The organism is Citrobacter sp. Colony219, from assembly GCF_019382635.1.
Classification (GTDB): Bacteria; Pseudomonadota; Gammaproteobacteria; order Enterobacterales; family Enterobacteriaceae; genus Citrobacter; species Citrobacter youngae.
This window is the reverse complement of sequence record NZ_CP080033.1, coordinates 131,320-131,869: the sequence shown is the minus strand read 5'-3', so window position 1 is coordinate 131,869 and position 550 is coordinate 131,320. Positions and strand designations below refer to the sequence as shown.

The following is a 550-nucleotide window of genomic DNA, read 5'->3' as shown; positions in this document are numbered from 1 at the left end:
CGTAGGTCGGATAAGGCGTCAGCCGCCATCCGACAAAAATCAACTACGCAATACCGCGCCGGGATAACCTAACTGGCGCCAGGCCTCATACACCACCACCGACACCGCATTTGACAGGTTCATGCTGCGACTGTCCGGCATCATCGGAATACGAATTTTTTGTTCGGCTGGCAGCGCGTCGAGGATGCTGGGTGGCAGACCGCGAGTTTCCGGGCCAAACATCAGATAATCCCCATCCTGATAGCTTACCGCGCTATGCGCTGGCGTACCTTTGGTGGTCAGGGCAAACAGACGTTGCGGATTTTCTGCGGCGACGAAGCTGGCGTAATCAGGGTGGCGCAGCACGGCGGTAAATTCATGGTAATCCAGCCCCGCGCGACGCAGGCGCTTGTCGTCCCAGGTAAAGCCCATTGGCTCAATAATATGCAGACGAAAGCCGGTGTTGGCGCAAAGACGGATAATATTGCCGGTATTTGGCGGGATTTCTGGTTCGAACAAAACGATGTTAAGCATACTGCCCCCTTGATAACGGGGGGCAGAATAGCAGATA

At 55.3% G+C, this 550-nt stretch carries 1 protein-coding gene; it reads right to left on the bottom strand.

Annotated elements, in window-relative coordinates:
• Positions 1 to 39: 39 nt before the first annotated feature.
• Complete coding sequence (gene trmL, locus JTI85_RS00580; protein ID WP_003024163.1) at positions 40 to 513, bottom strand: tRNA (uridine(34)/cytosine(34)/5-carboxymethylaminomethyluridine(34)-2'-O)-methyltransferase TrmL; 474 nt, start codon at positions 511 to 513, stop codon at positions 40 to 42.
• Between the last annotated feature and the right edge of the window lie 37 nt (positions 514 to 550).

Excerpts from the sequence above, each read along its gene's own strand:
- trmL (WP_003024163.1), bottom strand. The coding sequence starts at position 513 with ATGCTTAACATCGTTTTGTTCGAACCAGAAATCCCGCCAAATACCGGC.